General features: G+C 56.2%; 24 protein-coding genes and 1 other annotated feature. Of the genes, 10 read left to right on the forward strand and 14 right to left on the reverse strand.

Features of this window, described 5'->3' with window-relative positions; all coding sequences use genetic code 11:
- Positions 1-342: 342 nt before the first annotated feature.
- From clpB to rluD, 3 genes are all read right to left on the reverse strand, one after another.
- Entirely contained in the window at positions 343-2,916 is a 2,574-nt protein-coding gene (clpB, locus tag ABLV64_RS13255) for an ATP-dependent chaperone ClpB (RefSeq protein ID WP_004206837.1), read from the reverse strand.
- 128 nt (positions 2,917-3,044) lie between these two features.
- On the reverse strand, positions 3,045-3,776 hold the full coding sequence (yfiH, locus tag ABLV64_RS13260) for a purine nucleoside phosphorylase YfiH (RefSeq protein ID WP_023318894.1): 732 nt from the start codon (positions 3,774-3,776) through the stop codon (positions 3,045-3,047).
- On the reverse strand, positions 3,773-4,753 hold the full coding sequence (gene rluD / locus ABLV64_RS13265; RefSeq protein ID WP_004206840.1) for a 23S rRNA pseudouridine(1911/1915/1917) synthase RluD: 981 nt from the start codon (positions 4,751-4,753) through the stop codon (positions 3,773-3,775). Before rluD ends, yfiH begins: the two co-directional genes overlap by 4 nt.
- A 131-nt stretch (positions 4,754-4,884) precedes the next feature.
- Between rluD and bamD the strand changes: the two genes are divergently transcribed.
- From bamD to pheA, 4 genes are all read left to right on the forward strand, one after another.
- Positions 4,885-5,622, forward strand: a complete 738-nt coding sequence (gene bamD / locus ABLV64_RS13270) for an outer membrane protein assembly factor BamD (RefSeq protein ID WP_004145664.1) — start codon at positions 4,885-4,887, stop codon at positions 5,620-5,622.
- 271 nt (positions 5,623-5,893) lie between these two features.
- Positions 5,894-6,229, forward strand: coding sequence for a ribosome-associated translation inhibitor RaiA (gene raiA / locus ABLV64_RS13275; protein ID WP_002914111.1), 336 nt, complete (start codon positions 5,894-5,896; stop codon positions 6,227-6,229).
- Between the two features lie 105 nt (positions 6,230-6,334).
- Positions 6,335-6,459 (forward strand) — a sequence feature (Phe leader region).
- A complete protein-coding gene (gene pheL / locus ABLV64_RS13280) occupies positions 6,336-6,383 on the forward strand; it encodes a pheA operon leader peptide PheL (RefSeq protein ID WP_100250063.1) in 48 nt (15 codons plus the stop codon). Its footprint overlaps the feature before it by 48 nt.
- Positions 6,460-6,483: 24 nt before the next feature.
- The gene (pheA, locus tag ABLV64_RS13285; RefSeq protein WP_049092790.1) at positions 6,484-7,644 is read left to right on the forward strand and encodes a bifunctional chorismate mutase/prephenate dehydratase; all 1,161 of its coding nucleotides are present in this window, start codon (positions 6,484-6,486) and stop codon (positions 7,642-7,644) included.
- Here the strand turns inward: pheA and ABLV64_RS13290 are convergent.
- The 3 genes from ABLV64_RS13290 to aroF all read right to left on the reverse strand — a co-directional run bounded on the left by ABLV64_RS13290 (position 7,641) and on the right by aroF (position 10,777).
- Positions 7,641-8,513: an SMP-30/gluconolactonase/LRE family protein gene (locus ABLV64_RS13290; RefSeq protein ID WP_085846558.1), complete on the reverse strand. Its 873-nt coding sequence runs from the start codon at positions 8,511-8,513 to the stop codon at positions 7,641-7,643. The genes pheA and ABLV64_RS13290 overlap by 4 nt on opposite strands.
- A gap of 62 nt (positions 8,514-8,575) precedes the next feature.
- A complete protein-coding gene (gene tyrA, locus ABLV64_RS13295; protein WP_049003974.1) occupies positions 8,576-9,697 on the reverse strand; it encodes a bifunctional chorismate mutase/prephenate dehydrogenase in 1,122 nt (373 codons plus the stop codon).
- A 9-nt stretch (positions 9,698-9,706) separates the two neighbouring features.
- On the reverse strand, positions 9,707-10,777 hold the full coding sequence (gene aroF, locus ABLV64_RS13300) for a 3-deoxy-7-phosphoheptulonate synthase AroF (protein WP_060656637.1): 1,071 nt from the start codon (positions 10,775-10,777) through the stop codon (positions 9,707-9,709).
- A 342-nt stretch (positions 10,778-11,119) separates the two neighbouring features.
- Here aroF and ABLV64_RS13305 point away from each other — a divergent pair, with 342 nt between their 5' ends.
- From ABLV64_RS13305 to ABLV64_RS13315, 3 genes are read left to right on the forward strand one after another with little or no spacing between them, the layout of a single operon-like run.
- Positions 11,120-11,629 carry a YfiR family protein gene (locus tag ABLV64_RS13305; protein ID WP_017900644.1) on the forward strand — a complete coding sequence of 170 codons (510 nt, stop codon included), beginning with the start codon at positions 11,120-11,122 and terminating at the stop codon, positions 11,627-11,629.
- The gene (dgcN, locus tag ABLV64_RS13310) at positions 11,622-12,845 is read left to right on the forward strand and encodes a diguanylate cyclase DgcN (RefSeq protein ID WP_004206845.1); all 1,224 of its coding nucleotides are present in this window, start codon (positions 11,622-11,624) and stop codon (positions 12,843-12,845) included. The genes ABLV64_RS13305 and dgcN overlap by 8 nt, the downstream gene beginning before the upstream one ends.
- 13 nt (positions 12,846-12,858) lie before the next feature.
- The gene (locus ABLV64_RS13315) at positions 12,859-13,341 is read left to right on the forward strand and encodes an OmpA family protein (protein ID WP_017900643.1); all 483 of its coding nucleotides are present in this window, start codon (positions 12,859-12,861) and stop codon (positions 13,339-13,341) included.
- Positions 13,342-13,349: 8 nt separating this feature from the next.
- Here ABLV64_RS13315 and ABLV64_RS13320 read toward each other — a convergent pair whose 3' ends face one another.
- The 7 genes from ABLV64_RS13320 to ffh form a co-directional block, all read right to left on the reverse strand.
- Positions 13,350-14,708: a PepSY-associated TM helix domain-containing protein gene (locus tag ABLV64_RS13320; protein WP_004206847.1), complete on the reverse strand. Its 1,359-nt coding sequence runs from the start codon at positions 14,706-14,708 to the stop codon at positions 13,350-13,352.
- Between the two features lie 53 nt (positions 14,709-14,761).
- Positions 14,762-15,223, reverse strand: coding sequence for a DUF2946 domain-containing protein (locus ABLV64_RS13325; protein ID WP_085846556.1), 462 nt, complete (start codon positions 15,221-15,223; stop codon positions 14,762-14,764).
- Positions 15,224-15,342: 119 nt separating this feature from the next.
- Positions 15,343-15,690: a 50S ribosomal protein L19 gene (rplS, locus tag ABLV64_RS13330; RefSeq protein WP_002914145.1), complete on the reverse strand. Its 348-nt coding sequence runs from the start codon at positions 15,688-15,690 to the stop codon at positions 15,343-15,345.
- Positions 15,691-15,729: 39 nt separating this feature from the next.
- Positions 15,730-16,497, reverse strand: coding sequence for a tRNA (guanosine(37)-N1)-methyltransferase TrmD (gene trmD / locus ABLV64_RS13335; RefSeq protein ID WP_002914147.1), 768 nt, complete (start codon positions 16,495-16,497; stop codon positions 15,730-15,732).
- 31 nt (positions 16,498-16,528) lie between these two features.
- Positions 16,529-17,077 carry a ribosome maturation factor RimM gene (gene rimM, locus ABLV64_RS13340; RefSeq protein ID WP_004150977.1) on the reverse strand — a complete coding sequence of 183 codons (549 nt, stop codon included), beginning with the start codon at positions 17,075-17,077 and terminating at the stop codon, positions 16,529-16,531.
- Between the two features lie 18 nt (positions 17,078-17,095).
- Positions 17,096-17,344: a 30S ribosomal protein S16 gene (rpsP, locus tag ABLV64_RS13345; RefSeq protein WP_002914149.1), complete on the reverse strand. Its 249-nt coding sequence runs from the start codon at positions 17,342-17,344 to the stop codon at positions 17,096-17,098.
- A 259-nt stretch (positions 17,345-17,603) separates the two neighbouring features.
- The gene (ffh, locus tag ABLV64_RS13350; protein WP_002914152.1) at positions 17,604-18,968 is read right to left on the reverse strand and encodes a signal recognition particle protein; all 1,365 of its coding nucleotides are present in this window, start codon (positions 18,966-18,968) and stop codon (positions 17,604-17,606) included.
- A gap of 163 nt (positions 18,969-19,131) precedes the next feature.
- On the opposite strand from ffh, the gene ABLV64_RS13355 reads away from it, so the two are divergent.
- Positions 19,132-19,923, forward strand: coding sequence for an inner membrane protein YpjD (locus ABLV64_RS13355; RefSeq protein ID WP_002914153.1), 792 nt, complete (start codon positions 19,132-19,134; stop codon positions 19,921-19,923).
- A gap of 19 nt (positions 19,924-19,942) precedes the next feature.
- Positions 19,943-21,229 carry an HlyC/CorC family transporter gene (locus tag ABLV64_RS13360; RefSeq protein ID WP_023318900.1) on the forward strand — a complete coding sequence of 429 codons (1,287 nt, stop codon included), beginning with the start codon at positions 19,943-19,945 and terminating at the stop codon, positions 21,227-21,229.
- Positions 21,230-21,350: 121 nt separating this feature from the next.
- Here ABLV64_RS13360 and grpE read toward each other — a convergent pair whose 3' ends face one another.
- Positions 21,351-21,941 carry a nucleotide exchange factor GrpE gene (grpE, locus tag ABLV64_RS13365; protein ID WP_004174800.1) on the reverse strand — a complete coding sequence of 197 codons (591 nt, stop codon included), beginning with the start codon at positions 21,939-21,941 and terminating at the stop codon, positions 21,351-21,353.
- Positions 21,942-22,065: 124 nt separating this feature from the next.
- Here grpE and nadK point away from each other — a divergent pair, with 124 nt between their 5' ends.
- Positions 22,066-22,944: an NAD(+) kinase gene (gene nadK / locus ABLV64_RS13370; protein WP_002914158.1), complete on the forward strand. Its 879-nt coding sequence runs from the start codon at positions 22,066-22,068 to the stop codon at positions 22,942-22,944.
- Positions 22,945-22,991: the final 47 nt, after the last annotated feature.

The following is a 22,991-nucleotide window of genomic DNA, read 5'->3' on the forward strand; positions in this document are numbered from 1 at the left end:
TCTGATAAATTGTTAAAGAGCAGTTGCGACGCGCTTTAGCGCTCTGTCGCGAGGTCCCGTATAATACGTTTTCCTCATTCAGAGTCAAGCGCTTATTTTGCTTTTCTCTGTCGGCTTCAACGTTATCTTTCGCCGTTGAATCCTGCTGCCCCGGCGGCTTGCTTGCCGTTGTTCCGTGTCAGTGGAGGCGCATTATAGGGGGTAATTCTGAAGTGACAAGGATAAATTCAAAAAAAGAATTCAATCGCTCACTTTTCAACCAAATAAGGTATTGAGCTTTAATTCTTGCCTGGTTTTTAAACAAAAACGAGCCCGCTGGGCCCGTTTTTGTCGTTTTGTGACTTACTGCACTGCCACGATACGGTCGTCTTTCACTACCAGCTCGACGGTTTTACCCGGAATCAGCTCACCGGAAAGGATCTGCTGAGCCAACGGGTTCTCAATCTGCTGCTGAATAGCGCGTTTCAGTGGCCGCGCGCCGTATACCGGATCGTATCCGTTGGCGCTTAGTAACTTCAACGCCTCATCGGACATCCGCACTTCATATCCGCGCTCTTCCAGACGTTTATACAGACGCTGCAGCTGGATCTGGGCAATAGAAGCAATGTGTTTCTCACCCAGCGGATGGAAGACCACCACTTCATCGATACGGTTGATGAACTCCGGACGGAAGTTCTGGCTGACAACCCCCAGCACCAGGTCCTTCATATGTCCGTAATCCAGCTCGCCGAACCGTTCCTGAATCAAATCGGAACCGAGGTTCGAGGTCATGATGACCACCGTGTTACGGAAGTCGACCGTTCTCCCCTGGCCATCGGTGAGGCGCCCGTCGTCGAGTACCTGCAGCAGAATGTTGAACACATCCGGGTGCGCTTTTTCCACTTCATCCAGCAGGATGACGGAATAAGGACGACGGCGCACCGCCTCGGTCAGGTAACCGCCCTCTTCATAACCGACGTATCCCGGAGGCGCACCGACCAGACGCGAGACGGAGTGTTTCTCCATAAACTCGGACATATCGATACGCACCATTGCGTCGTCGCTGTCGAACATAAAGTTAGCCAGCGTTTTACACAGCTCGGTTTTACCGACCCCAGTCGGACCGAGGAACAGGAATGAACCAATCGGCCGGTTCGGATCGGACAGCCCGGCACGGCTACGGCGAATAGCGTTAGATACTGCTTCAACCGCCTCATCCTGACCAATCACCCGATGATGCAGTTCCTGCTCCATACGCAGCAGTTTGTCACGCTCGCTTTCCATCATGCGGGAGACCGGGATACCGGTCCAGCGGGCCAGCACTTCGGCGATTTCAGCATCCGTCACTTTATTACGCAGCAGACGCATGGTTTTTCCTTCGGACTGAGTGGCTGCCGCCAGCTGTTTCTCCAGTTCCGGAATTTTGCCGTACTGCAGCTCGGACATCCGCGCCAGGTCACCGACGCGACGCGCCTGTTCGATGGCGATTTTCGCCTGCTCCAGCTCGGCTTTGATGGTCTGGGTGCCGGAGAGGGACGCTTTTTCCGCTTTCCACTCTTCTTCCAGCACCGAGTACTGCCGTTCTTTATCCGCCAGCTCCTCGTTGAGCATATCAAGACGCTTCAGACTCGCCTCATCAGACTCTTTCTTCAGCGCCTGCTGCTCCAGTTTCAACTGGATGATACGGCGATCGAGACGGTCCAGCTCTTCCGGCTTTGAGTCGATCTGCATACGGATGCTGGACGCCGCCTCATCGATAAGGTCGATGGCTTTATCCGGCAGCTGACGGTCGGCAATGTAGCGATGCGACAAGGTCGCCGCCGCCACGATAGCCGGGTCGGTGATCTGCACATGGTGGTGCAGTTCATAACGTTCTTTCAGACCGCGCAGAATAGCGATGGTATCTTCTACCGACGGCTCGGCGACGAACACCTTCTGGAAGCGGCGCTCCAGCGCAGCGTCTTTTTCAATGTACTGACGGTATTCGTCGAGCGTCGTCGCCCCGACGCAGTGCAGTTCACCACGCGCCAGCGCCGGCTTCAGCATGTTGCCCGCGTCCATCGCGCCGTCGGCTTTACCGGCGCCAACCATGGTATGCAGTTCGTCGATAAACAGAATGACGTTGCCTTCCTGTTTTGAAAGGTCGGTCAGCACGCCTTTCAGACGCTCTTCAAACTCACCGCGATATTTCGCCCCGGCCACCAGCGCGCCCATATCCAGCGCCAGCACCCGACGGCCTTTCAGCCCTTCCGGAACTTCGCCGTTGACGATACGCTGCGCCAGTCCTTCGACGATAGCGGTTTTACCCACCCCGGGTTCACCAATCAGCACCGGGTTGTTTTTGGTACGGCGCTGCAGTACCTGAATGGTACGGCGGATCTCTTCATCACGGCCGATAACCGGGTCCAGCTTGCCCTGTTCGGCACGCTCGGTGAGATCGACGGTAAATTTCTTCAATGCCTGACGTTGGTCTTCGGCACCCTGATCGTTCACGCTTTCACCTCCGCGCATTTGTTCAATCGCCTGGGTCACGTTGGCGGTTGTTGCTCCGGCGGATTTTAAAAGGTCGGTCAGCGTACCGCGTGATTCAAGCGCCGCCAGAACAAACAGTTCCGACGAAATAAAGTTGTCCTTTTTCTTTTGCGCCAGCTTGTCGCAAAGGTTCAGGATCCGCACTAAATCCTGAGAAGGTTGCACATCGCCGCCGGTGCCTTCCACCTGCGGTAAACGGCTCAGAGCCTGTTCGATGTCAGTGCGCAGTTTCCCGGCATTCACGCCCGCCGAGGTTAATAAAGGACGTACCGATCCCCCTTCCTGATTCAGCAAGGCGCTCATTAAATGAAGAGGTTCGATGAATTGGTTGTCGTGCCCGAGTGCAAGCGACTGGGCATCGGCAAGAGCAAGCTGGAATTTATTGGTAAGACGATCCAGACGCATAACTCCTCCCATAACAGGTCAAATTTGCTACTGGAGATTAAATGAGGTCATCCCTCAATTATTCAAGGTTAAAGACCTGAACTATGCGAAAAATAAGTTTGCCTTCTGGATCGTCTTGATTCTCTAGGTTATATCAGCCAAATGAAACTTGCCATACGACCGGTGGTCTTGTCGCGCCGGTAAGAGAAAAAATCATCCTTTTCGCTTAGCGTGCAGCGATCGCCGCCGAAAATCTGCTCAACGCCGACGTTTGCCAGGCGCTGCCGAGCCAGCTGGTAGATATCAGCAAAATATTTTTCGCCTGCCGGACGAAAAGCCTGATGCGCATTCTCATCCTTAGCCATAAAAGCGTCGCGAACTTCTGGGCCCACCTCAAACGCCTGCGGACCGATGGCGGGTCCCAGCCACGCCATAATGTTTTCGGCTTTATCGGCGAAACGGGCGACCGTCTCTTCCAGAACCCCTTCGCATAAGCCGCGCCATCCCGCATGCGCCGCGGCGACTTCGGTACCGGCGCGGTTACAGAACAGGACCGGCAGGCAGTCAGCGGTCATCACCGCGCAGACAGTCCCTGGCGTACGGCTATAAGAGGCATCCGCGCGTTTCGACGGATAGGGTCCGCCGTCCAGCGTGAGCACATCGGTACCATGAACCTGCTCCAGCCAAACCGGGTAAGACGGTAAGCCGCCGGCGGCAAACATCCTCCGCCGGTTTTCTTCGACATGCTGCAGATTGTCGCCGCAATGGGCGCCCAGGTTGAGCGAGTCATAGGGCGGCAGACTCACGCCGCCGATGCGGGTAGAACTACAGGCCGCCACGCTGCCGGGCATTGGCCACTGCGGTACAATCAGTTTAGTCATAACCAGTCAATATCGTCCTTATGGGCTTCAAAATCGGCGCGCATCGCCTCGATGAGCTCGACCATATCTTGTGGGATGGGCGCGTGCCACTCCATTTCAATGCCGGTAATCGGGTGGTACAGACGTAGCATGGTGGCGTGCAGCGCCTGGCGGTCGAATTTACGCAGCGCGGTGATGAACTCCTCCGACGCGCCCTTCGGCGGACGCGGGCGGCCGCCATACACCTGGTCGCCTACCAGCGGATGGGTGATATGCGACATATGCACGCGGATCTGATGCGTACGACCGGTTTCCAGACGCAGGCGCAGGCGGGTATGGATGCGGAAATGCTCCATAATGCGGTAGTGGGTCACCGCCGGTTTGCCCATCGGGTGCACCGCCATATGGGTACGCTTGGTCGGATGACGGCTGATCGGTTCTTCAACCGTACCGCCAGCGGTCATATGACCGATCGCCACCGCTTCGTATTCACGGGTGATCTCGCGCAGCTGCAGCGACTCCACCAGCCGGGTTTGCGCTGGAATGGTTTTCGCCACCACCATCAGACCGGTGGTGTCTTTATCCAGACGGTGGACGATACCCGCACGCGGCACATCGGCAATAGGCGGATAGTAGTGCAGCAGCGCATTCAGCACAGTACCGTCAGGGTTGCCCGCGCCAGGATGTACAACCAGATCGCGCGGTTTGTTGATCACGATGATGTCATCATCTTCGTAAACGATATTGAGCGGAATATCCTGCGGCTGGAAGCGCGCCTCTTCTTCGATTTCCACATCGATAGCGATGCGTTCTCCCCCCAGCACTTTTTCTTTCGGTTTATCGCCAATGGTGCCATTGACTAATACGCGTTGGTCGAGGATCCATTCTTTTATCCGCGATCGCGAATAATCAGGGAACAATTCGGCCAAAGCCTGATCTAAGCGTTGACCGAGTTGATTTTCGGTCACCGTTGCGGTGAGTTGTACTCGTTGTGCCATATACAGCTTCTTCGTTTAACGTTGGGTTTTACGGCTTTGCCGTTTAATATAGTGTGCTATTGTAGCTGGTCTTAATCGGGAGCAGGAACAGAGATTCTCCCGCATAAACATTTTGAGGAAGTCAAAACGTCATGACGCGCATGAAATACCTGGTGGCAGCCGCCACACTGAGCCTGGCTTTGGTGGGTTGCTCCGGCTCTAAGGAAGAGGTGCCTGATAATCCGCCGAATGAAATCTACGCGACCGCCCAGCAAAAACTGCAGGACGGTAACTGGAAACAGGCGATAACGCAACTGGAAGCGTTGGATAACCGTTATCCATTCGGCCCTTATTCCCAACAGGTACAGCTGGATCTGATTTATGCGTATTACAAAAACGCCGATCTGCCGCTGGCTCAAGCGGCCATCGATCGCTTCATGCGCTTGAATCCCACCCATCCGAACATCGACTACGTCATCTATATGCGCGGCCTGACCAACATGGCTCTGGATGACAGCGCCCTGCAGGGCTTCTTCGGCGTCGATCGTTCCGACCGCGATCCGCAGCACGCGCGCGATGCCTTCAATGACTTCTCCAAACTGGTACGCGGCTACCCGAACAGCCAGTATGCCACGGACGCCTATAAGCGCATGGTATTCCTGAAAGATCGCCTGGCGAAGTATGAGCTGTCGGTGGTGGATTACTACACCGACCGCGGCGCATGGGTTGCCGTCGTTAACCGCGTGGAAGGTATGATGCGTAACTATCCGGATACCCAGGCCACCCGCGATGCCCTGCCGAAGATGGAAAATGCCTATCGTCAAATGCAGATGAATGCTCAAGCGGACAAAGTCGCGAAGATTATCGCCGCGAACAGTAAGAACACCTGAGCCTGACTCATGGATCGCAAACGGCAGCCACTGGCTGCCGTTTTTTTATTCGTTATCCTGGTTAGCTGAAGCGGTTTAGCGTCGAGTTAACTCATCAAATATGGCCTGCTTTGGCAGGTTCTACAAGTAAAATCTCACTTCTTCCTGCCCTGTCTCACAAAATGAATTCGTTGACAAAAAGTGACAATAAAACGTGATTTAGATCACACATTTTGACATTAGGAAAGGTATGCTGGATTCACCAAGACGGGAAAGACAAGAGGTAAAATTTATGACAATGAACATTACCAGTAAACAAATGGAAATTACTCCGGCAATCCGCCAGCATGTCGCAGACCGTCTCGCCAAACTGGATAAGTGGCAAACTCATTTAATTAACCCGCACATCATTCTGTCTAAGGAGCCGCAGGGTTTTATCGCTGATGCAACCATCAACACGCCAAACGGCCATCTGGTTGCCAGTGCGCGTCATGAAGATATGTACGCCGCCATTAACGAATTGATCAACAAGCTGGAACGGCAGCTCAATAAAGTGCAACACAAAGGGGAAGCCCGCCGCGCCGCGACGTCGGTGAAAGAGGCAGGCTTTGTGGAAGAAGAAGAGTAATCCTTAACTTAAGTTGTGTCATGCCACGCGCCTTCGGGCGCGTTTTTTATTGACAGAGTGAAAACAGTACAGGTACTGTAATCCCCACTACTTAAAGGAATTCATCATGAAACTCGTCCCGTTCTTCTTCGCATTCTTTTTTACCTTCCCCTGACCGGGAGGCAATTCGTCGTATAAGAAAGAATGCGAAGACGAACAATAAGGCCTCCCACCCGGGAGGCCTTTTTTATTGGATAACAACAAAGGCAACATCTATGACCGAGGAAAACCCATTACTGGCGCTGCGCGACAAGATAAGCGCGCTGGATGAGAAACTGCTTGCTCTGCTGGCGGAGCGTCGCGGGCTGGCTGTTGAGGTTGGTAAAGCCAAACTGGCCTCCCATCGCCCGGTGCGTGATATTGACCGCGAACGCGATCTGCTGGAGCGTCTGATGACCCTCGGCAAGCGCCATAATCTGGACGCTCATTACATCACCCGCCTGTTCCAGCTGATTATCGAAGACTCTGTACTGACCCAGCAAACCCTGCTGCAGCAGCATTTGAATAAAATTAACCCGCATTCGGCTCGCGTGGCGTTCCTCGGTCCCAAAGGCTCTTATTCGCATCTGGCGGCGCGTCAGTACGCCGCTCGCCACTTTGAGCAGTTTATTGAAAGCGGCTGCGCGAAGTTCGCCGATATTTTTAATCAGGTGGAAACCGGCCAGGCCGATTACGCCGTAGTGCCGATTGAAAACACCAGCTCCGGCGGGATCAACGATGTCTACGATCTGCTGCAGCACACCAGCCTGTCGATCGTAGGCGAGCTGACGATCCCTATCGATCATTGCGTACTGGTCAGCACCTCGACGGATGCCGATAAAATTCAGACCGTCTACAGCCATCCGCAACCGTTCCAGCAGTGTAGCCAGTATCTGAGTCGCTACCCGCACTGGAAGATTGAATATACCGAGAGCACCTCAGCGGCGATGGAAAAAGTCGCGCAGGCGAACGCCCCGACCGTCGCGGCGCTGGGCAGCGAAGCGGGCGGCGCTCTGTACGGCCTGCAGGTGCTGGAGCACTGCCAGGCCAACCAGACGCAGAATATTACGCGCTTCCTCGTTCTGGCGCGCAAATCGGTAAACGTCTCCGATCAGGTTCCGGCGAAGACCACGCTGTTAATGGCGACCGGTCAGCAGGCGGGTGCCCTGGTGGAAGCCTTACTGGTGCTGCGCAATCACAATCTGATCATGACCAAACTGGAATCTCGCCCCATCCATGGCAATCCGTGGGAAGAGATGTTTTATCTCGATATTCAGGCAAACCTGGACTCGCTGCCCATGCGCAAGGCGCTGAAGGAGCTGGCGGAGATCACCCGCTCCATGAAGGTTCTCGGTTGCTACCCCAGCGAAAACGTCGTGCCGGTGGATCCGGTTTAACGTTCGCGGAACGGTAATTTCTTCATCCCTGCCACCGCCACCGGCAGGGTGAAGATGGCGCCGGACAGCGGATACTGCGCCAGCTCATCGTCCTCCATGTTTTCCCGGGTGGTGGTGATATAGAGCGTTTGCATATCCGCCCCGCCAAAGCAGACCATCGTCGGGCAACGTACCGGCATCGGGTAGGACTCCAGCTCCTCACCCTGCGGAGAGAAACGGGCGATCCGCCAGCCGTCAAACATTGCGCTCCAGTAACACCCCTCCAGGTCAATCGCCGCCCCGTCCGGTATCCCTTCGCCAGGCTGAAAACGGCGAAAGACTTCGCGCCGGCCAGGCTCACCCTGCTCATCCAGCGGCGTACGGTAGATCACGGCGTTCGGCGTATCGGAGGTATACATCCAGCGCCGGTCGGCGCTAAACGCCAGACCGTTGGCGCCATGGATGTCACACTGGATCACCGTCGGCTTCAGGTCGTTATCGACCCGCATCAGCAGCGCGCCGTTATAATCCCCCGGGCCCCAGAAGGTGCCGGCATAAAAGCGCCCATCGCGATCGGTCCCACCATCGTTAAACCGCGCCAGTTCCGGATTGCTCGGGTTATCGCAGACTTTACGCCGTAGCAGACCGTGGGCGTCGGTCAGCCAGATACCGCTGCGCAATGCAACGATAAACCCACCCTTCTCGCGCAAGGAAAAACAGCCGACCTCCTCCGGAAATTGCAGCACCTGGTGTTCGCCGCTGCGGGTATCGTAGCGGTGAATTTCACATTCCATAATATCGGCCCAGTAGAGGGCCTGCTCTGCCTCGCTCCAGGTCGGGCATTCCGGCAGGTATCCGGTGTAGTCAAACAGCGGTTGTGGTTCAGCCATCGTTGTCATCCCTATAAAAAAAGCCAGCGGTCGCTGGCTTTATTGTATACACCTTTTTCGCTTTACTGCCGATTATCGTTCGCCTGACGCAGCAGCGTGCGGCTCTCGCTCTGGAAACGCTGGGCGTAATCGCCAAACCAGTGTTCGACTTTACGGAAGCTATCGATAAATGCCTGCTTATCGCCCTGCTCCAGCAGACCGATCGCCTCGCCAAACCGCTGGTAGTAGCGCTTAATCAGCGCCAGGTTGTTTTCCGAGGACATAATAATGTCGGCGTAGAGCTGCGGATCCTGGGCAAACAGACGGCCCACCATCGCCAGCTCCAGCCGGTAAATAGGTGACGAGAGCGCCAGCAACTGCTCAAGGCGCACATTCTCTTCCGCCAGATGCAGCCCATAGGCGAAGGTGGCAAAGTGGCGCAACGCCTGAATAAAGGCCATGTTCTGATCGTGCTCCACCGCGCTGATGCGATGCAGGCGCGCGCCCCAGACCTGAATTTGCTCGAGGAACCACTGATAGGCCTCTGGCTGGCGGCCATCGCAGTAGACCACCACCTGCTTGGCAAGGCTGCCGCTGTCCGGACCAAACATCGGGTGCAGGCCGAGTACCGGGCCCTGATGCGCCGCCAGCATCGCCTGCAGCGGCTCTGCTTTAACCGAGGCAAGGTCGACCAGAATGCAATCCGCCGGCAGCGGCGGCAGCCTGGCGATCGTCTCCACGGTGGTGTGAATCGGCACGCTGACAATGACCATGCCGGCATCGGCGACGATATCCGTCGCCCGCGCCCAGTCCTCTTTTTCCAGAATGCGCACCTGGTAGCCGGACAGCGTTAACATCTTCTCAAACAGACGCCCCATCTGCCCGCCGCCGCCGACGATCACTACCGGCCGCAGATTCGGGTAAAGGGTTTTGAAGCCTTTGTCGTTTTCGCTGGAATAGGATTCGCGCATCACGCGACGCAGAATGTCCTCGATCAGATCCGGCGGAACGCCGAGCGCAGCCGCCTCTTCACGCCGGGAGGCGAGCATCGCCGCCTCGCGTTCCGGGACGTAAATCGGCAGGCCATACTGGCTCTTCACCTCGCCGACTTCGGCCACCAGTTCCAGGCGCTTAGCCAGCAGGCTAAGCAACGCTTTATCTACTTCATCAATTTGATCGCGTAACGCGGTCAGTTCAGCAACCATACTTTCCTCTTACACCAAACGGGCCGCCAGGTGGCCGCGGAGATCCTTATCCAGTTCACGCAGTAGCGCATCGGTGGTTTCCCAGCTGATGCAGGCATCCGTTACCGAAACGCCGTATTTCATCGCCTCACGCGGCTGTTCAGAGGACTGATTGCCCTCGTGGATATTACTCTCGATCATCAGGCCGATAATGGAGCGATTGCCATCTTTAATCTGCGCGACAACGGATTCAGCCACGGCCGGCTGGCGGCGGAAATCTTTATTGGAGTTCCCATGACTGCAATCTACCATCAGCGACGGCTTCAGTCCCGCCTGCGCCATCTCTTTTTCGCATTTCGCCACATCGTCCGGACCGTAGTTTGGCGCCTTACCGCCGCGGAGGATCACATGGCCGTTCGGGTTACCCTGCGTTTGCAGCAGGCAGACCTGCCCGGCCTGGTTGATACCGACGAAACGGTGCGGCATCGCCGCGGCGCGCATGGCGTTGATGGCCGTGGCCAGGCTGCCGTCGGTGCCATTTTTAAAGCCTACCGGCATGGAAAGACCAGAGGCCATTTCGCGGTGCGTCTGAGATTCCGTGGTTCGCGCGCCGATGGCGGACCAGCTGAACAGATCCCCAAGGTACTGCGGGCTGTTGGGATCCAGCGCTTCCGTCGCCAGCGGCAGTCCCATATTCACGAGCTCGACCAGCAGACGACGCGCAATCTTCAGGCCGCCTTCAACATCAAACGAACCATCCATATGCGGATCGTTAATCAGCCCCTTCCAGCCGACGGTAGTACGGGGTTTTTCAAAATAGACGCGCATCACCAAGTAGAGGCTATCGCTGACCTCTTCGGCAAGGGCTTTAAACCGACGAGCATATTCGATCGCAGCTTCCGGATCGTGAATGGAGCAAGGACCGCAGACCACCAGCAGGCGCGGATCGCGGCCGGCGATGATATCGGAGATGGTTTCACGGGCGTGCGCGATCTGCGCTTCCTGTTCAACGCTCAGGGGGAATTCCGCCTTCAGTTGCTCCGGGGTCATTAACACATGTTCGTCGGTAATATGTACGTTATTCAGCGCGTCTTTTTGCATGATTGCGATCCTGTGTAGCTCGTTTGCGATAGGGGTTGCCTCAGCGGGCATGACGTAACGATACCATACAAAGTAAAGAATTCAATCCATATTCCGTAAATTTTACTTTACACCAATAAATTAATTGGCACTTTCCACGGCATTAAACGTACAAAAATATTTACACATAGCGAAATCGCGCCAAAATGGCTCATCAGAGCCATCAGCATTACGAAAAATCCTGGTGAGATTTGTCCCAAAGCAAAGGGCGCATCTAATGACGGGTTTTGCTATCAGTGATATTCTTCGCCGGGCATCGGCAGCGGCTTTTCCCGCGCCAGGGCGAATTTGACGGAAGCGTTAATGACAGTATTACACCGTCTTTTATTGACTGTATTTTTTCTCATCGCGGTATCTCCTGTTTTTGCTGCCGGACCTTCAGAACATGTTCGCGCGATTGTTTCCGGGATCGTGACCTATACCCGTTGGCCGTCATTAACAGGGGCGCCGAAGCTGTGCATTTTTGCCTCATCACGCTTCACCCATAGCCTGGCTCATGAAGATCCGGATGCATTGCCCTATCAACCGGTGATAGTACGTAATAGTGAAGAAGCGTTAAAAACAACCTGCGATGGTTTTTATTTTGGCAGCGAATCGCCGACCCAACAGTCGGAATTAACTCGCCGCTATGGCTCGAGGCCGCTGTTACTCATCGCAGAACAAAATACGGATTGCTCAATTGGTAGCGCGTTTTGCCTGATCATCAACGACGACAGGGTCCGCTTCTCCGTTAATCTGGACGTTCTGACGCACAGCGGGGTTCGGGTTAACCCGGACGTCCTGATGCTTGCCCGGAAGAAACCACATGAATAAGGACTTTTCACAGACATCGCGCCCGACGTTCAAACGCGCGTTGCGTCGCATTAGCGTGATAAGCGTGGTGATTTCCATGACGCTGGTCTGGCTGCTGCTGAGCACGGCCTCTATTTTCACGCTCAAGCAGTACGCGCAGAAAAACCTTGAGCTCACTGCAGCGACCATGGGCCGCAGTCTCGAAGCCGCCCTGGTGTTTGGCGACAGCGCGGCAGCAGAGGAGACCCTCGCTTCGCTGGGGAAGCAAGGGCAGATTTCCCAGGCAATCGTGCTCAACGGCCAGAAGCAGCCCTTCGCCGCATGGCGCCACGAACCGCTGGCCAACAAAGAACAAGTGAGCGGCCTTATCAGTAAATGGCTGTTTCCGGAGCCCACGGTGCAGCCCATCTGGCACCAGGGTAAACAAATCGGCGAGCTGCGACTAACCGCGCTTGATGAACTGATTAGCCACTTTCTCGGCATCTCGATTCTGGTACTGACAGGCAGCATTCTGCTCGCCTCGTTTATCGGCCTGCTGCTGACCCACTCTCTGCACCGGGGGATCGTCGCCGCCCTGCAGAGCATCACCGAGGTCGTGCATGATATTCGCGAAAACCGCCACTTCTCCCGGCGGGTGCCGGAGGAGCGTATCGAGGAGTTCCATCTGTTTGCCCAGGACTTTAACAGTCTGCTGGGGGAGATGGAGGACTGGCAGCGCCAGCTGCAGGCCAAAAATGCTCAGCTGTTGCGCAGCTCGTTACACGATCCGTTGACCGGCCTGGCTAACCGCGCCGCCTTTCGCAACGCGCTTGCCGAGCTGATGAAAAATGAAGTGGATCACCAGACCTCAGCGTTACTGTTTCTCGATGGCGATAACTTCAAATTGATCAACGACAACTGGGGACATGCGGCGGGCGATAAAGTGCTGATGGAAGTCGCCAGCCGCCTGATGACTTTCGCCGGTAAACGCCATCTGGCGTGGCGTCTCGGCGGCGATGAGTTTGCCGTTCTGCTGCGCGAGGTGCGCTCGGAAGCAGAAGTCCAGGCCCTGTGCCAGGCGCTGTCGGAACAATTTCTTCCGCCATTCAATCTGCACAATGGCCATAGCGCCACGCTCTCGCTGAGCGTCGGTTATGCCCTGGCGTGGGAGCACGCCACTGCGGAATCACTGCAAGAACTTGCCGATCAGAATATGTATCGGATGAAAAACCAACGTATCCAGCAGACGCTGAAATAATAAAGGACGCATTATGATCACGAAATATTTCGCCCCCGCCCTGATGGCGGCGGCGCTTTTGACAGGTTGCCAGGCTCCTCAGGGAAAATTTACCCCCGAGCAGGTGGCGGCGATGAAATCTTACGGCTTCACTGAAAGCAACGGCGATTGGTCCCTGGGCTTATCCGATAGCATCCTGTTTGACAAGAATGACTACCGACTACGTCCCGACAGCCGCCAGCAGATCACCCAAATGGCCTCGCGGCTGGCGACAACCGGGATAACGCATAGCCGCCTTGAAGGCCACACCGATAATTATGGTGAGGATAGCTATAACGAAGCCCTGTCGCTTAAGCGGGCCAACAGCGTAGCCGATGCCTGGGCGGAAGGCGCCCATATCCCGCGCAGTAATTTAGTCACCCGCGGCCTTGGCAAAAAATACCCGATCGCCAGCAACGACACCGCGGCCGGGCGCGCTGAAAACCGCCGGGTTACGGTGGTCATCAGCACGCCGTAAACGTCCGCTTAATCGCTGGACTTCGCCATCCTCATTGCCGTTGCCGCGCGCCAGCGCAGGTAGTCAACGGCAATGAACAACACCAGGCTGATGCCCATCAACGGCATGGCCAGACCCAGGGCTAACGCTATCCCCAGCACCAGCCCACGGGCAGGCCAGGCGAGCGACAGCCACGCCCGCAGCAGCGAATGCGCCGGATCCCAGACGGCCTGAGGCGGACGGCGCATCCACCACAGCCGGTACCCCACGGCGATGGTTACGCACAGCGCACAGCCAAACCCCACCAGCAGCAGTTGATTCGCCAGACCGAAGAGGATCCCCATATGGAAATCGACGCCCCAGCGGGTAAGTTTCGCCATCAGAGGAAAGTCGGCAAAATGGGTGCGATCCACCACCTCCATCGTGGCGCCATCGATCGCTACCGCATCCACCTGCGTCGGCCAGCGGCGGTCGATCTCATTCACCGTCCAGGCGCGTCCGTCTGATACCGGGGGACGGATCTCCAGCCGGCTGGCGTTCAGCCCCGCCTGACGGGCCACCGCCAGTGCCCGGTCAAACTGCGCGGGCTGATGCTGGGTCATGGCCATCGCCTCCCTGTGATGCCCGGCATGGGGATCGTGTGCCATCGGTGCCTCACCGTGCAGCAGGGTATTGACCTGCGGCGTCCACCAGCCGAAAGCCGCCCGCATTTTATCCACATTGCCGCCGGCCCATTGCGACCAGGTCAGGCCGGTGGCGGAGAAGAGCAGCATGCCCAGCAGTAAACTCCAGCCCAGCGTCACGTGCAGCCGACGATGATTCTGCAGGGCGTTACTGATCCGCCGTTTTGGACGCGTCATCGCCCACAGGGCAATGCCCCCCAGCGCGGCCACCCACATCCATGAGGCAGCCAGTTCGCTGTAGAGCCGCCCGCTGTCGCCCAACAGCAGCGAACGATGCGCATAGTCAATCCACTGACGCAGCGGCAGGATGCCGCTGGTGCCGTAGACCGTCATATCGCCCTTCACCCGCAGCGCGATCGGATCGACAAAAATGGCCCGGGATTCCGACTCCCCGAGACGCGGATCGGCAAACATAATGCGGGTGGTCTCGCCCACCGCGGGGGCCGGACGCACCGCCAGCAGCCGCAGATTACCCTGGGTCGCTTCCTCGGCCAGCGCAATCTGGGCGCTGAGCGGTTGCGGGGTGCCTTCGGGAAGGCCATACAGCGCATCGTGATAGAGCCAGTTTTCCAGTTGCGGCGTCGCCACATAAAGCGTACCGGTCAGGGCTGCGACAAAGATAAACGGTCCGATAAACAGCCCGATATAGAAATGGAGGCGACGCAGCAGGTTCAGCCATGCCGCGCGCGAGGTGCAGGTTGTCATACTTTTCCTTTTTTAAAGCAAAAGAGGTCGTTGCGCGGTGCGCAGATTGATTTTTATGAAAGGGAAAAAGCAGACAGCCGCGGCGGGGCGCGGGTTTCGGGGTAGAGCCAGGGAGAGTAGCGCCAGTGTTTTAATACCGGGCGAGAAGCCGGCAGGCGAATGCGCCGCAGGAGCATGGCGACGAACAGCGCCAGCGCGAACATCAGCCCTGGGACATGGGCTAACAGCACGCAATAGCCACAGGCTTCGGCATGGTCCAGCGGCAGTTCGTGTCCGGTAGGCGTAGCGCCGTCTGTGCTGTGCATCATCGCCATATCGTGGCCGGGCATCTGCGCCATACTCGCTGGCGAGCTGTCCATCATCATGGCGTGGTGCATGCCGGGCATGGCGCTCATAGGGTCTTTTTGCAGGGAGACGGAGATCAGGGGGGCCACCACGATCAGCAGGATCGCCAACAGCGCCAGCCAGGCGGCTCGCCGTTTAGGTGTCGTTTGCTGAAAACTGTTACTGACCACCGCCCCTCCGAATAGAGGGCGTATTGTAAATGATTTACATCACGATGGTTACAACAAAGATAAAAAAAGGGCCGGCCCTGAGGCCAGCCCTTTTTGTCAGGATGTCGCGAAAGCGAATCTTAGTTAAGACGCTCTTTGATACGAGCAGACTTACCAGTGCGCTCACGCAGGTAGTACAGTTTAGCTTTACGTACAGCACCACGACGTTTAACAGCAATGCTGTCAACTACCGGAGAGTGAGTCTGGAAGACACGCTCAACGCCTTCGCCGTTGGAAATTTTGCGAACAGTGAATGCAGAGTGCAGACCGCGGTTACGAATAGCGATAACCACGCCCTCGAATGCCTGCAGACGTTTTTTGGAACCTTCAACAACCCATACTTTCACTTCCACGGTATCACCCGGACGGAAGGAAGGTACGTCCTGCTTCATCTGTTCTTGTTCAAGTTGCTTAATAATGTTGCTCATAATTTAATCTCTTATCCTGGGTAAACTGATATTGGGGGCTCACGCCTGCCCATCATGTTTATGCTGCTGTTGCGCGTGTTCAGTTTTGAACTCCGCCAGCAGCTTTGCTTGCTCTTCAGTCAGAGCCAGGTTTTCCAGAAGTTCAGGTCTTCTAAGCCAGGTGCGGCCCAGCGACTGCTTCAGACGCCAGCGACGTATCTCAGCATGGTTTCCCGACAGCAATACTGGCGGTACTTCCATCTCTTCTAACACTTCAGGACGGGTATAGTGGGGGCAATCCAGCAACCCATCAGCAAAGGAATCTTCCGTTGCCGATGCTTCATGGCCCAGTACTCCCGGAATGAACCGGGAAACGGAGTCAATCAGCGTCATTGCCGGTAACTCACCACCGCTGAGAACGTAATCGCCGATTGACCATTCTTCGTCAATTTCGGTTTGGATTACGCGCTCGTCTATCCCTTCGTAACGACCGCACACCAGAATCAGTTTCTGATTCGTTGCCAGTTCGCTGACGCCCGCTTGATCAAGCTTGCGTCCCTGAGGTGACAGATAAATCACCTTCGCGCCTTCACCTGCCGCGGCTTTTGCTGCATGAATGGCATCCCGTAAGGGTTGCACCATCATTAGCATCCCCGGTCCGCCGCCGTAAGGACGATCGTCCACGGTACGGTGCCGGTCATGCGTGAAGTCGCGAGGACTCCAGCTTTCGATGCTCAGCAGGCCATTTTTTACTGCCCGGCCAGTTACCCCGTAATCGGTAATTGCGCGGAACATTTCAGGAAACAGGCTAATTATGCCAATCCACATAGCGCCGTCTTTTACCGTTTATCCGGAGAATTTAAAAACCAGGATCCCAATCTACTTCGATAGTACGCGTAGTGAGATCGACTTTCTTGATAACCTGCCCATCGAGGAACGGAACCAACCGCTCCTTGATACCAAATGCATCTTTCAGGTTTGCCTTGATGACGAGCACGTCATTAGACCCGGTTTCCATCATATCGATGACTTTACCGAGGCTATAGCCTTCCGTCGTCACTACCTGGCAGCCCATCAGGTCTTTCCAGTAGTAGTCACCCTCTTCCAGCTCCGGCAACTGCGATGAATCCACGATAATTTCGCAATTAGTCAGTAGATTCGCGGCATCACGATCGTCAACGCCTTTCAGCTTGATGATGATGTCCTGATTGTGGTGGCGCCAGCTTTCCAGCTCAACAACCTGCCACTGACCCGCCTTCTGGATTAACCAGGGCTGATAGTCAAAAATGCTTTCGGCGTCTTCGGTGGAGGAAAACACTCTGAGCCAACCACGGATACCGTAGGAAGAACCCATTTTCCCCAATACGATCGGATCAACAGGTGCTTGTGCGGTGTGTTGCTTGCTCATCATGACCACCGTGACAGATTAAGCTGCTTTGTTAGCGGCTTTGATCAGCGCGGCAACGCGATCGGAAACAGTAGCGCCCTGGCCAACCCAGTGAGCGATACGATCCAGATCCAGGCGAGTTTCTTCTTCCGCACCGTTAGCGATCGGGTTGAAGAAACCAACGCGCTCGATGAAGCGACCGTTGCGTGCATTACGGCTGTCGGTGACAACAACCTGGTAGAACGGACGCTTTTTAGCGCCGTGACGTGCTAAACGAATAGTTACCATAACATCCTCTTGTGTGAATAAAACAACCGGGCCCCATCGAGGAACGGAGCCCGGTGTCATATTAAAAGCCCGAAAATTTTACTGATTTCTGGGGAAAATGCAATCAGCAGTTGATAAGTCTGCTGTAAAAGGCCGTCGGCGGTGCAGTCAGTTAGCTGCCGGCGTGCGCGCAGCCACCGGAACGTACACGTCGTACGTGAGGATGGCGCACACACCTCTGCGCTAAAATGACAAACAAGATAGCCTTATGCCCTTGTTTTTAACGGCCCGGGAAGCCTGGAGGCATCATCCCTTTCATCCCGCGCATCATCTTCATCATGCCGCCTTTCGACTTCATCTTCTTCATCATGCGCTGCATGTCGTCGAACTGCTTGAGCAGACGGTTCACATCCTGCACCTGCATCCCGCAGCCGGCGGCGATACGGCGCTTACGTGAACCTTTGATGATTTCCGGCTTAGCGCGCTCTTTCAGGGTCATCGAGTTGATGATCGCTTCCATACGCACCAGCACTTTGTCGTCCATCTGCGCTTTGACGTTGTCCGGGATCTGGCCCATACCCGGCAGCTTGCCCATCAGGCTGGCCATGCCGCCCATGTTTTTCATCTGGCGCAGCTGCTCCAGGAAGTCGGTGAGGTCGAAGCCGTCGCCTTTCTTCAGCTTGGAGGCCAGCTTCTCGGCCTGCGCGCGGTCGACTTTACTCTCGATATCTTCGATCAGCGACAGCACGTCGCCCATGCCGAGGATGCGGGAGGCGACGCGGTCCGGATGGAACGGTTCCAACGCTTCGGTTTTCTCGCCGACGCCGAGGAATTTAATCGGCTTACCGGTAATATGGCGAATCGACAGCGCCGCGCCGCCGCGGGCGTCGCCGTCCACTTTGGTCAGCACCACGCCGGTCAGCGGCAGCGCTTCGTTAAAGGCTTTGGCGGTATTCGCCGCATCCTGGCCGGTCATCGCATCGACGACGAACAGGGTTTCAACCGGATTAATGGCGGCGTGGACGTGCTTAATTTCGTCCATCATCGCTTCGTCAACGTGCAGACGACCGGCGGTATCCACCAGCAGCACGTCGTAGAATTTGAGCTTCGCTTCTTTCAGCGCCGCGTTGACGATATCAACCGGCTTCTGCCCGACGTCGGACGGGAAGAAGTCGACGCCGACCTGCTCGGCCAGGGTCTCCAGCTGTTTGATCGCCGCCGGGCGGTAAACGTCCGCAGAGACCACCAGCACTTTCTTCTTGTGCTTCTCGCGCAGGAATTTCCCCAGCTTACCGACGCTGGTGGTTTTACCAGCCCCCTGCAGGCCCGCCATCAGCACCACCGCCGGCGGCTGCGCCGCCAGGTCGAGGGTCTGGTTCTCTTCGCCCATCGCCGCCACCAGCTCGTTGCGGACGATTTTGACGAACTCCTGACCCGGGGTCAGGCTTTTATTGACTTCATGGCCGACCGCGCTCTCTTTGACGCGGCTAATGAAGTCCCGTACCACCGGAAGCGCAACGTCCGCTTCCAGCAGCGCCATGCGCACTTCGCGCAGGGTGTCTTTAATATTGTCTTCTGTAAGGCGTCCGCGGCCGCTAATGTTGCGCAGCGTACGCGACAAACGATCGGTTAAATTATCAAACATTGTCTCTCGCCTGAGGTGGAAACGGTCGGTCGCCGCAGCGACACACAAAACGAATGTGGCGGAGTATAACACGACATCAATCTGAATGTGCTGCAACGGTTGGAGCAGAGGCCTGCTGACGTTATACTGCTTCTCTTTCTTATTTAGCCAACAGCCGACACCTATGCCTGTTTTTGCTCTACTCGCCCTTGTCGCCTACTCCGTCAGCCTCGCGCTGATTATCCCCGGCTTGCTGCAAAAAAACAGCAGCTGGCGGCGAATGGCGATTTTATCTGCGACTATCGCGTTGATTTGCCATGCTTTTGCGCTGGAAGCACGGATATTCCCCGGCGGCGAGAGCGGGCAAAACCTCAGCTTACTGAACGTCGGGTCGCTGGTGAGCCTGATGATCTGTACGGTGATGACTATCGTGGCCTCGCGCAATCGCGGCTGGCTGCTGCTGCCTATCGTCTATGCCTTCGCGCTGATCAACCTGGCCTTCGCCACCTTCGTGCCTAACGAATATATCACCCACCTGGAAACCACTCCGGGGATGCTGGTGCATATCGGCCTGTCGCTCTTCTCGTACGCCACGCTGATTATTGCCGCGCTGTATGCGCTACAGCTGGCGTGGATCGACTACCAGTTAAAGAATAAAAAGCTGGCCTTCAGCAGCGAAATGCCGCCGCTGATGAGCATTGAGCGCAAAATGTTCCACATCACTCAGGTCGGCGTAGTGCTGCTGACTCTGACGCTGTGCAGCGGCCTGTTCTATATGCACAATCTGTTCAGCAGCGAAAACATTGATAAAGCGGTGCTGTCGATTATTGCGTGGTTCGTCTATATCGTCCTGCTGTGGGGCCACTATCATGAAGGGTGGCGCGGACGTCGCGTGGTCTGGTTCAGCGTCGCTGGCGCCGGTCTGCTGACGCTGGCCTATTTTGGTAGCCGCGTGCTGCAACAGTTCGTGAGCTAAGTCTTTTAAGGAATCCTACGTGGAACATATCTCCACCACCACGCTGATCATAACGCTGATCGTCATGGTGATTATCTCTGCCTATTTCTCCGGCTCCGAAACCGGCATGATGACGCTGAACCGCTACCGGCTGCGTCATATGGCGAAACAAGGCAACCGCCCCGCCAAGCGCGTGGAGAAGCTGCTGCGCAAGCCGGACCGCCTGATTAGCCTCGTGCTCATCGGTAATAACCTCGTCAACATTCTCGCCTCGGCGCTGGGCACCATCGTCGGCATGCGCCTGTACGGCGATGCCGGCGTCGCGATCGCCACCGGCGTACTCACCTTTGTGGTGCTGGTATTTGCCGAAGTCCTGCCGAAAACCATCGCCGCCCTCTACCCGGAAAAAGTTGCCTACCCCAGCAGCTTCCTGTTGGCGCCCCTGCAGGTGCTGATGATGCCGCTGGTGTGGCTGCTGAATACCATCACCCGCATACTGATGCGCATGATGGGCATCCGCACCGATACCGTCATCAGCAGCGCCCTGAGCAAAGATGAACTGCGCACGATTGTGAATGAATCCCGTTCACAAATCTCACGACGCAATCAGGACATGCTGCTGTCGGTGCTGGACCTGGAGAAGGTCAGCGTTAACGACATCATGGTGCCGCGCAATGAGATTGTCGGCATCGACATCAATGACGACTGGAAATCTATCGTCCGCCAGCTGACCCACTCCCCACACGGCCGCATTGTGCTCTACCGCGATTCGCTGGACGATGCCATCAGCATGCTGCGCGTCCGCGAAGCCTACCGACTGATGACGGAGAAGAAAGAGTTCACAAAAGAGATCATGCTGCGAGCGGCAGATGAGATCTACTTTGTTCCTGAAGGGACGCCGCTCAGCACCCAGCTGGTGAAATTCCAGCGTAATAAAAAGAAAGTCGGTCTGGTTGTCGATGAATACGGCGATATTCAGGGGCTGGTCACCGTAGAAGATATTCTTGAAGAGATTGTCGGCGACTTCACCACCTCCATGTCACCCACCCTGGCGGAGGAAGTAACCCCGCTCAACGACGGCACCGTGATAATCGACGGCAGCGCCAACGTTCGCGAAATCAACAAAGCGTTCAACTGGCACCTGCCGGAAGATGAAGCGCGCACCATCAACGGTATCATCCTTGAAGCGCTGGAAGAGATCCCGGTCCCGGGCACCCGCGTGCGCATTGAGCAGTATGATATTGATATTCTCGACGTGCAGGACAACATGATCAAACAGGTGAAAGTGATGCCGGTGAAATCATTACGCGAGAGCGTCGCGGAGTAGCACGAGCGAAGGAATTAACCTCACGGTGGGCTGCGGCCCGCCGTTTTTTTTATCTCGCGCCGGGGAGCGATGACATAAAAAACGGCCGCCCGCGGGCAGCCGTTGAGCAAGGCAGCAAACGTTATTTCGCTTTTGCTACCGTCACCATCGCGGCGCGAATGGTGCGGCCGTTCAGGGTGTAACCTTTCTGCATCACGGCCAGCACGTTGCCCGCCGCCACGTCTTCAGACTCGACCATCGCAATGGCCTGGTGGACGTTCGGATCCAGCGGAACGTTGGTGTCGGCGATCACTTCCACGCCGAACTTACGCACTACGTCCAGCATAGATTTGAGGGTCAGTTCGATCCCTTCCACCATCGGCGCCAGCTCCGGGTTAGCCTTGTCGGCCACTTCCAGCGCGCGGTCCAGGCTGTCGATCACCGGCAGCAGTTCATTGACGAATTTTTCCAGCGCGAATTTGTGCGCTTTCTCGATATCCTGCTCGGTACGGCGACGCAGGTTATCTTCGTCGGCTTTGGCACGCAGCATCACTTCACGTTCACGTTTCTGCGCTTCAGCCAGCTGGGCTTCCAGATTCGCAATTTTTTCATCGCGCGGATCCACCTGCTCAGCCGAAACTTCAGGCTCTACCGCCTCAACGTCGTCGTGCTGCTCCGTGATAATTTCTTCCGGGGCTTGCCCCTCAGGCGTTTTCTGTTCTTTACTACTCATGAATTTCTCCGCGTTTTTTTCGCATTCATCTCGCTAACTTCGCTTATTATGGGGATCAGTTTCCGGGTTTCAAGGGAAGCGGACAGATTGTCACTATTTCATTTAACGCAAGGACATCCAGATCATGAAGAACCATTTCAAGTGTATCGGCATTGTGGGACATCCTCGTCACCCCACCGCCCTGACCACACATGAAATGCTCTGGCGCTGGCTGTGCAGCAAAGGGTATGAAGTGCTGGTTGAACAGCAGATCGCCCATGAACTCCAGCTCAGCAACGTGAAAACCGGCACGCTGGCGGAGATTGGCCAACAGGCCGACCTCGCGGTGGTCGTGGGCGGCGACGGCAATATGCTCGGCGCGGCGCGGACTCTGGCCCGTTATGACATTAACGTCATCGGCATTAACCGCGGCAACCTCGGCTTTCTCACCGACCTGGACCCGGACAACGCCCTGCAGCAGCTCGCCGACGTGCTGGAAGGCCACTACATCGCCGAGAAACGCTTTCTGCTGGAGGCCCAGGTGTGCCAGCAGGATTGCCAGAAACGCATCAGCACCGCCATCAACGAAGTGGTGCTGCACCCCGGCAAAGTGGCGCATATGATTGAGTTCGAAGTCTATATCGATGAAGTCTTCGCCTTCTCCCAGCGCTCCGATGGCCTGATAATCTCCACCCCGACCGGCTCCACAGCCTATTCGCTGTCGGCCGGCGGCCCGATCCTCACCCCGTCGCTGGACGCCATCACCCTGGTGCCGATGTTCCCGCACACCCTCTCGGCGCGACCGCTGGTGATCAACGGCGACAGCACCATCCGCCTGCGCTTCTCTCACCGCTGCAGCGATCTGGAGATCAGCTGCGACAGTCAGATTGCCCTGCCGATCCAGGATGGCGAAGATGTCCTCATCCGCCGCTGCGATTACCACCTCAATCTGATTCATCCCAAAGACTACAGCTATTTCAATACATTAAGCACCAAGCTCGGCTGGTCGAAAAAATTGTTCTGATTTACATCGCTGCCTCTTTACTGGATAAAAAACCAGTCTATACTGTA

The organism is Klebsiella sp. JB_Kp031 (genome assembly GCF_040064295.1).
Lineage (GTDB): Bacteria > Pseudomonadota > Gammaproteobacteria > Enterobacterales > Enterobacteriaceae > Klebsiella > Klebsiella quasipneumoniae.

Coding starts and splice junctions, on each gene's coding strand:
- clpB (WP_004206837.1), bottom strand. CDS start 2,916: ATGCGTCTGGATCGTCTTACCAATAAATTCCAGCTTGCTCTTGCCGAT.
- yfiH (WP_023318894.1), bottom strand. CDS start 3,776: ATGACTAAACTGATTGTACCGCAGTGGCCAATGCCCGGCAGCGTGGCG.
- rluD (WP_004206840.1), bottom strand. CDS start 4,753: ATGGCACAACGAGTACAACTCACCGCAACGGTGACCGAAAATCAACTC.
- bamD (WP_004145664.1), top strand. CDS start 4,885: ATGACGCGCATGAAATACCTGGTGGCAGCCGCCACACTGAGCCTGGCT.
- raiA (WP_002914111.1), top strand. CDS start 5,894: ATGACAATGAACATTACCAGTAAACAAATGGAAATTACTCCGGCAATC.
- pheA (WP_049092790.1), top strand. CDS start 6,484: ATGACCGAGGAAAACCCATTACTGGCGCTGCGCGACAAGATAAGCGCG.
- ABLV64_RS13290 (WP_085846558.1), bottom strand. CDS start 8,513: ATGGCTGAACCACAACCGCTGTTTGACTACACCGGATACCTGCCGGAA.
- tyrA (WP_049003974.1), bottom strand. CDS start 9,697: ATGGTTGCTGAACTGACCGCGTTACGCGATCAAATTGATGAAGTAGAT.
- aroF (WP_060656637.1), bottom strand. CDS start 10,777: ATGCAAAAAGACGCGCTGAATAACGTACATATTACCGACGAACATGTG.
- ABLV64_RS13305 (WP_017900644.1), top strand. CDS start 11,120: ATGACAGTATTACACCGTCTTTTATTGACTGTATTTTTTCTCATCGCG.
- dgcN (WP_004206845.1), top strand. CDS start 11,622: ATGAATAAGGACTTTTCACAGACATCGCGCCCGACGTTCAAACGCGCG.
- ABLV64_RS13315 (WP_017900643.1), top strand. CDS start 12,859: ATGATCACGAAATATTTCGCCCCCGCCCTGATGGCGGCGGCGCTTTTG.
- ABLV64_RS13320 (WP_004206847.1), bottom strand. CDS start 14,708: ATGACAACCTGCACCTCGCGCGCGGCATGGCTGAACCTGCTGCGTCGC.
- rplS (WP_002914145.1), bottom strand. CDS start 15,690: ATGAGCAACATTATTAAGCAACTTGAACAAGAACAGATGAAGCAGGAC.
- trmD (WP_002914147.1), bottom strand. CDS start 16,497: ATGTGGATTGGCATAATTAGCCTGTTTCCTGAAATGTTCCGCGCAATT.
- rimM (WP_004150977.1), bottom strand. CDS start 17,077: ATGAGCAAGCAACACACCGCACAAGCACCTGTTGATCCGATCGTATTG.
- rpsP (WP_002914149.1), bottom strand. CDS start 17,344: ATGGTAACTATTCGTTTAGCACGTCACGGCGCTAAAAAGCGTCCGTTC.
- ffh (WP_002914152.1), bottom strand. CDS start 18,968: ATGTTTGATAATTTAACCGATCGTTTGTCGCGTACGCTGCGCAACATT.
- ABLV64_RS13355 (WP_002914153.1), top strand. CDS start 19,132: ATGCCTGTTTTTGCTCTACTCGCCCTTGTCGCCTACTCCGTCAGCCTC.
- grpE (WP_004174800.1), bottom strand. CDS start 21,941: ATGAGTAGTAAAGAACAGAAAACGCCTGAGGGGCAAGCCCCGGAAGAA.
- nadK (WP_002914158.1), top strand. CDS start 22,066: ATGAAGAACCATTTCAAGTGTATCGGCATTGTGGGACATCCTCGTCAC.